2 protein-coding genes and 1 pseudogene are annotated in these 7,232 nt (G+C 71.5%); 1 reads left to right on the top strand and 2 read right to left on the bottom strand.

Features of this window, described 5'->3' with window-relative positions; genetic code table 11:
• A pseudogene (locus H5J33_RS17795) lies at positions 1-991 on the bottom strand (hypothetical protein); the annotation flags it as partial.
• A 98-nt stretch (positions 992-1,089) separates the two neighbouring features.
• Positions 1,090-6,036, bottom strand: a complete 4,947-nt coding sequence (locus tag H5J33_RS17800) for an NAD-glutamate dehydrogenase (RefSeq protein WP_181795924.1) — start codon at positions 6,034-6,036, stop codon at positions 1,090-1,092.
• 649 nt (positions 6,037-6,685) lie between these two features.
• Between H5J33_RS17800 and H5J33_RS17805 the strand changes: the two genes are divergently transcribed.
• Positions 6,686-7,232 (top strand): DJ-1/PfpI family protein (locus H5J33_RS17805; protein ID WP_181795925.1); only part of this gene is annotated, 547 nt, incomplete at its 3' end.

Below are 7,232 nucleotides of genomic sequence, written 5' to 3' on the forward strand. Positions count from 1 at the left end.
GGGCGCGGCCCCAGGAGTAGTGGCCGGTCAGTCCGCCCGCCGCCACCATCAGGACGCCGAGGAGGAAGAACAGGGCCAGCGGATCCCGGCGGTCCCGGCGCAGCCGGAACCCCAGCGCCGCCACCCCGAGCAGCACATACCCGAACCGCCCGGCCAGGTCCCGGTACAGCGACCGGTGGACCGCCTCCAGGTCCCCGCCGGCGGTGAACAGCGCGAAGAAGTCGTAGTACGGCCACAGCCACAGCACCAGCAGGCCGGGGAGCAGTCCGGCGGCGAGGCGGAGCAGCGTCGCGCGCGCCGGGCGGGCCCCGGCCACCACGGCCAGCCCGCCCAGCGTCGCCACCACCCCGGTGAACTGGTGGCACAGCAGGATCCCCGCCCACAGCACCCCCGGCGCGGCCCCCGCGCCCCACCCGGCCGCTCCGCGCGCCGCCCGGGTCAGCAGGGCCCAGAAGTGGAAGGTGAGCCCGAGCGCGAACACGCTGGGGTACGACACCGTGAGCGCCAGGGAGTTCAGGCCGAGGAAGCCGCTCCAGGCGAACAGCGCCGGACCCCACAGGAACAGCAGGCTCAGCAGGGCCAGGGCGGGGGCGGCGCGGTGTGCGGTGAGGGTGCGGACGTAGCGGTGGACGCCCGTCACCAGCAGCGCCACTCCGGCGAGCGCGGCGAGCCGCAGGACCACGAAGACGGACAGGCCGGTCAGCCTGGCGACGACGCCGAGCAGCAGTGTCCACGGCGAGTAGTACGGGCTCGGCGTGCCGGCGTCGATCAGCGGGTTGCCGGGATGCGCGAGGCTGTGCCGCAGCCGCTCGACCGTGGCCGCGTGCATGCCCAGGTCGCCCGCCCACGGCAGCCGCACGACGACCAGGAGCAGCAGCACCAGGACCAGAGCGGCGGCGCCCTGCGCCGAGATCCGGCCGGCGCGGGCCACCCGGCCGCGCGGCACCGCCGTACGCCGCTCCGGTTCGGTGTCGGATGTCGTGGTCTGCATGATCCACCGACCCTACCGCCGTCCGTGTCCCCGCACCCGGACGAACGAAGGACGCCCGGGACCACCACGGGCCCCGGGCGTCCTTCCCGCCGTGCGGACTACGAGTGCGTGCGCAGCAGCGTCCGCATCGTGCGCATCGCCACCGACAGGTTGGCGAGGTCGAACGAGTCCGAGCCGCGGATCTCGTCCAGCGTGGTGCGGGCCCGGCTCAGCAGCGCCGCGTTCTTCTGCTCCCACGCCTCGAACCGCTGCTCCGGCGTCGAGGTGCCGTTGCCCACCGCGAGGATGTCCGCGGTGAGGGCCGCGTGCGCCGCGTACAGGTCCTCGCGGATGGAGGCGCGGGCCATCGACTGCCAGCGGTCGGTGCGGGGCAGCTCGATGATGCGGTCCATGAGCTGGGTGATGTCCAGCCGGTCGGCGAGGTCGTAGTACACCTCGGCGACGTCCAGCGGCTCCTTGCCCATGCGGTCGGCCACCGACACGATGTCGAGCGCCGGGAAGGCGGAGGAGAAGCCGGCCACGCGGGTCGCCAGCTCGTCCGGGACGCCGGCCGCGGACAGCTCGTCGTACACGTGCTGGTACCACTCCAGGTCCGCGCCGCGCAGCAGCTTCGGCAGCTCCTGCCAGACCCGCTCGACCCGGTCGGCGAAGAACTCCACCGTCTCGGCGAGCTGGACCGGCTGCGGCCGGTTGTTCAGCAGCCAGCGCGTGCCGCGCTCGACCAGGCGGCGCGAGTGCAGCCGGATGCGGGTCTGCACGGCCGCGTCGACCTTGTTGTCCAGCGCCTCGACGGCGTCCCACACCGGTGCCGCGCCGAAGATCACGCGGGCCGCGGTCTGGGCCCGGACGATCTCCTCCAGGGAGGCGCCGGTCTCCTCGCGCAGCCGGTGCAGATACGTCGTACCGCCCGTGTTGACCGTGTCGTTGACCAGCACGGTGGTGGTGATCTCGCGGCGCAGCGGGTGGTTGTCGATGGCGTCGGCGAACCGCTCGCGCAGCGCCGTCGGGAAGTAGGCGTGCAGCAGACCGCGCAGGTACGGGTCGTCCGGCAGCGAGGTGTGCAGCAGCTCCTCGGCCACCGTGATCTTCGTGTACGCCAGGACGACGGCCGTCTCCGGGCCGGTCAGGCCCTGGTTCTGGGCCAGGCGTTCACGGATCTGCCGGTCGGTCGGCAGGAACTCCAGCGCCCGGTCCAGGTGGCCCTCGCGCACCAGGTGGCGGATGAACCGCTGCTGGGCGTGGAGCATGTCCTTGGCCTGGAACAGGGCGTTGGCCAGGGCGGTGTTCTGCGCGTAGTTGTTGCGCAGGACGAGCGCGCCGACCTCGTCGGTCATCTCGGCGAGCAGCTTGTTGCGCTGCTTGACGGTCATGTCGCCGTCCGCGACCAGGCCGTTCAGCAGGATCTTGATGTTCACCTCGTGGTCGGAGGTGTCCACACCGGCGCTGTTGTCGATCGCGTCGGTGTTGATCTTGCCGCCCTGCCGGGCGAACTCGATCCGGCCGAGCTGGGTCAGGCCCAGGTTGCCGCCCTCGCCGACGACCTTGGCCCGCAGGTCCTGGCCGTCCACGCGGATGGCGTCGTTGGCCTTGTCGCCGACGTCGGCGTTGGACTCCGCCGACGCCTTGACGTACGTGCCGATGCCGCCGTTCCACAGCAGGTCCACCGGCGCCTTGAGGATGGTCCGCATCAGGTCGGCCGGGGTCATCTTGGCGACCTTGCCCTCGATGCCGAGGGCCTCGCGGATGTGGCTGTTGAGCGGGATCGACTTGGCGGTGCGCGGGAAGATCCCGCCGCCCGCCGACAGCAGGCTCGTGTCGTAGTCGGCCCAGCTGGAGCGGGGCAGCTCGAACAGGCGGCGGCGCTCGGCGTAGGAGGTGGCCGCGTCCGGGTTCGGGTCGATGAAGATGTGCCGGTGGTCGAAGGCGGCGACCAGGCGGATGTGCTCCGACAGCAGCATGCCGTTGCCGAACACGTCACCGGACATGTCACCGATGCCGACGACCGTGAAGTCCTCGCTCTGCGTGTCCACGCCCAGCTCGCGGAAGTGCCGCTTGACGGACTCCCAGGCGCCGCGCGCGGTGATGCCCATGCCCTTGTGGTCGTAGCCGGCCGAGCCGCCGGAGGCGAAGGCGTCGCCGAGCCAGAAGTCGTAGCTGTTCGCGACCTCGTTGGCGATGTCGGAGAAGGTCGCGGTGCCCTTGTCGGCGGCGACCACCAGGTAGGTGTCGTCGCCGTCGTGCCGGACCACGTCGCGCGGCGGCACGACCTCGCCGGCCACCATGTTGTCGGTGATGTCGAGCAGCGCCGAGATGAACGTCTTGTAGCTGGCGATGCCCTCGGCCAGCCAGGCGTCGCGGTCCACGCCCGGGTCGGGCAGCTGCTTGGCGACGAAGCCGCCCTTGGCGCCGACCGGCACGATCACGGTGTTCTTCACCATCTGCGCCTTGACCAGGCCGAGGATCTCCGTACGGAAGTCCTCGCGCCGGTCCGACCAGCGCAGACCGCCGCGCGCGACCTTGCCGAAGCGCAGGTGCACGCCCTCCACCCGCGGCGAGTACACCCAGATCTCGAACGCCGGGCGCGGCGCGGGCAGGTCCGGGATGGCCCGCGGGTCGAACTTCATGGAGACGTAGTCGTGCGGCTCGCCGCCCGGCCCCTCCTGGAAGAAGTTCGTGCGCAGGGTCGCCTTGATCACGGTCAGGAACGACCGCAGGATGCGGTCCTCGTCCAGGCTGGCCACCTGCTCCAGGGCCGCGTCCAGCTCCTCCAGCAGGGCGTCGGTGATCTCCACGCCGGCCTGCTGCCGCTCCGGGGACATCCGGGCCTCGAACAGGGAGACCAGGAGCCGGGTGGTGTGGACGTTGTTGCGGAGGGTGTCCTCCATGTAGTCCTGGGAGAAGGTCGAGCCGGCCTGCCGCAGGTACTTGGCGTAGGCGCGCAGCACCATCGCCTGCCGCCAGGTCAGCCCGGCGCTGAGCACGAGGGCGTTGAAGCCGTCGTTCTCGGCCTTGCCGGTCCAGGTCGCGGCGAACGCGTCCTGGAACCGCTCGCGGCCGTCGTCGCCCAGGTAGTCGCCGTTGCCGCCGCCGAGCGACTTCGGCATGCGCAGGCCGAAGTCGTAGATCCAGGCGGTGGTGCGGTCGGCGCAGCGCATCTCGTACGGCCGCTCGTCGGTGACCTCGACGCCGAGCCGGCTCAGCACCGGCAGCACCTTGGACAGCGAGACCGTGCCGCCCTTCTGGTAGATCTTGAACCGGCGCTCGTCGGGCGCGGCGCCCACCGGCTCGTACAGGCTCAGCGAGAAGGCCTTCTCCTCGCTCAGCTGCTCCAGGTGGACGAGGTCGGCGACGGCGGCCCGCGGGCTGTGGTCGGCCTTGTAGCCCTCGGGGAAGGCGTGGTTGTAGCGGCGCAGCACCTCGGCCGCGCGCTCCTCGCCGCACTCGGCGGTCAGCGCCTCGGCGAACGCGTCGGCCCAGGAGCGGGCCGCCTCCACCAGGCGGGCCTCGATGCGCTCCTTGTCGGCGTCCGACAGCTCGGGCAGCTCGGTGCCCTGCGGGACGCGGACCACGAAGTGCAGCCGGGAGAGGATCGACTCGGTGTTCCAGGCGGTGAAGTCGACGCTGGTGCCGCCCAGCTCCTCCTTGAGGATGTCGATGATCCGCAGGCGCACGCCGGTGGTGTAGCGGTCGCGCGGGAGGTAGACGAGGGCCGAGTAGTAGCGGCCGTACTCGTCCTGGCGCAGGTACAGCCGCAGCCGGCGGCGCTCCTGGAGGTAGAGCACGCTGGTGACGATGGCCTGGAGCTCGGCGACCGGCGTCTGGAACAGCTCGTCGCGCGGGTAGGTCTCCATGATCTGGAGCAGGTCGCGGCCGTCATGGCTGTGCGGCGAGAAGCCGGCCCGGGCGAGCACCTCGTCCACCTTGCGGCGGATCACCGGCACCCGGCGCACGGACTCGGTGTAGGCGGCGGAGGAGAACAGGCCGAGGAAGCGGCGCTCGCCGACGACGTTGCCGTCCGCGTCGAACTTCTTGACGCCGATGTAGTCCAGGTACGACGGCCGGTGCACGGTGGCCCGGCTGTTGGCCTTGGTCAGCACCAGCAGCTTGTGCTCGCGGGCCTTGGCGCGGGCGTCGGCCGGGAGGCGCTCGAAGGAGGGGCTGACCGGGTGCTGGTCCTCCTTGGCGTGGTGCGGGTCCGAGCGCAGTATGCCGAGTCCGGTGCCGGGCACGGCGGCGAGCGTGTCGTCGTCGCGCAGCTGGTACTCGCGGTAGCCGAGGAAGGTGAAGTGGTCCGCGGCCAGCCAGTGCATCAGCTCGCGGGCCTCCGCGACCTCGGGGCGGGGCAGGTCGGCGGGGGCGGGCTCGCCCTCCAGGCCGTCGGCGATCCGGATCGCCGCGTCCCGCATCTTCTCCCAGTCCTCGACGGCCTCGCGCACGTCGGACAGCACGCGCAGCAGGTCGGCGGAGATCTGCTTCAGGTCGGCGCGGTCGGTCTCCCGGTCGATCTCGACGTGGATCCAGGACTCGACGTGCGCGTCGTGCGGGAGGTCGTCGCCGACGGGCGGGGTCGGCAGCACCTCGAGCAGCTTGCCGGTCAGGTCCCGGCGGACCACGAACTGCGGGTGGATGACGACGTGGATGCCACGCCCCTGCCGCGTCAGCTCGTTGGTGACCGAGTCCACGAGGAAGGGCATGTCGTCGGTGACGACCTCCACGACGGTGTGGCTGCACGTCCACCCGTTCTCTTCCACGGTCGGGGTGTGCACCCGCACGTTGGCGGTGCCCTGCGGGCGGTTCTCGGCGAGCCGGTAGTGCGAGACCGCGGCGCCGAAGACGTCGACCGGGTCGCGGTCGGCGAGGTCCTCGGGGGCGGTGTGCAGGTAGTAGCGCTGGAGGAACGCGAGCACGGATTCGCTGTCCGGGGTGCCGGGGGTGCCCTCGCTCGTCGTCCCGGTCGGTAGGTGCCCCCCGACCGGGCTGTTCTCAGCTACCCGGGCGGCCCTCTCGAGCAGCTCGGCCTTGGCTTCGTCCAGCTTGGTCTGCATTGTCCTCTGGCTCCTGTCGCGCGCCGTTGCGTGACGTAGAAGGAAGTTCTGTCTCTTCCCTTGCGACACAACGCCACGTCCCGGGGTGTCCGGTCACTGTCGACGGTATGCCGCGAGGTGAGATGAGCGGGGAGAATTCGGCCAATTTCATGACGCCGGGCGAGTGTGACGCTGCTCTCGGCACCGCCGTGACCCGGACCGTTCCCGGCGCCGCGGAGGCGTCCGCGCCCCCGGCCCGCCCGTGAAGACCAGCGACCGCCGCCCGGTCACGGAGAGAAGCCGTGCAGCCCGGGCGCAGGGCGGGAACAGGATCGTCCCCGCGGGATATCGCGCTGATCACGCCACAAGGCTATCGCTCTTGCCCCGGGGCGCGTCATGAGCCGCATGTGTACAAAACCGAGTGGTGAAGTTTGACGTTCTGCACAGCGGTGGGGACGGGGACGGTGACGTATCCGGCCACCGGCGCGCCGTCCGCCGCCGGGTCATCCGGTCGCGTCCCCCCGTCCGCCGCCGCACTCTGAAAAGCACCGGGCCCCCTTGGCAGGCGCGCCCGGCCGGGGGCACGGTGCCAAGGTCCGCCGCGGGACCCGGCGTCCCACCGCGGAACCCCGAGTCCCACCCTCACGCACGGAGTCTGCGAGGAGCCGACATGCCCACGAAGATCCTCATCGTCACCGGCGACGCGGCGGAGTCCCTGGAGGTGTTCTACCCCTACCAGCGGCTGCGCGAGGAAGGCTACGAGGTCCACATAGCGGCCCCCTCCCGCAAGACGCTCCGCTTCGTCGTCCACGACTTCGAACCCGGCTACGACACGTACACCGAGAAGCCCGGCTACACCTGGCCCGCCGACCTGGCGTTCGCCGAGGTCGACCCCGGCGCGTACGCGGCCCTGGTGATCCCCGGCGGCCGGGCGCCCGAGTACCTCCGCAACGACGCCGAGCTGCGCAAGATCCTCAAGGCGTTCTTCGACGCGGACAAGCCCGTGGCCCAGATCTGCCACGGCCCGCTGCTCACCGCCGCGGTCGACTCCCTGCGGGGCCGCCGGGTGACGGCCTACCCGGCCCTGGAACCGGACATGCAGACGGCCGGCGCGGACTTCCAGGACGCCGAGGCGGTGGTCGACGGCACCCTGGTCTCCTCCCGCGCCTGGCCGGACCACCCGGCGTGGATGCGGGAGTTCCTGAAAGTGCTGCGGG

Source organism: Streptomyces sp. WELS2 (assembly GCF_013870595.1).
Taxonomy (GTDB): Bacteria; Actinomycetota; Actinomycetes; order Streptomycetales; family Streptomycetaceae; genus Streptomyces.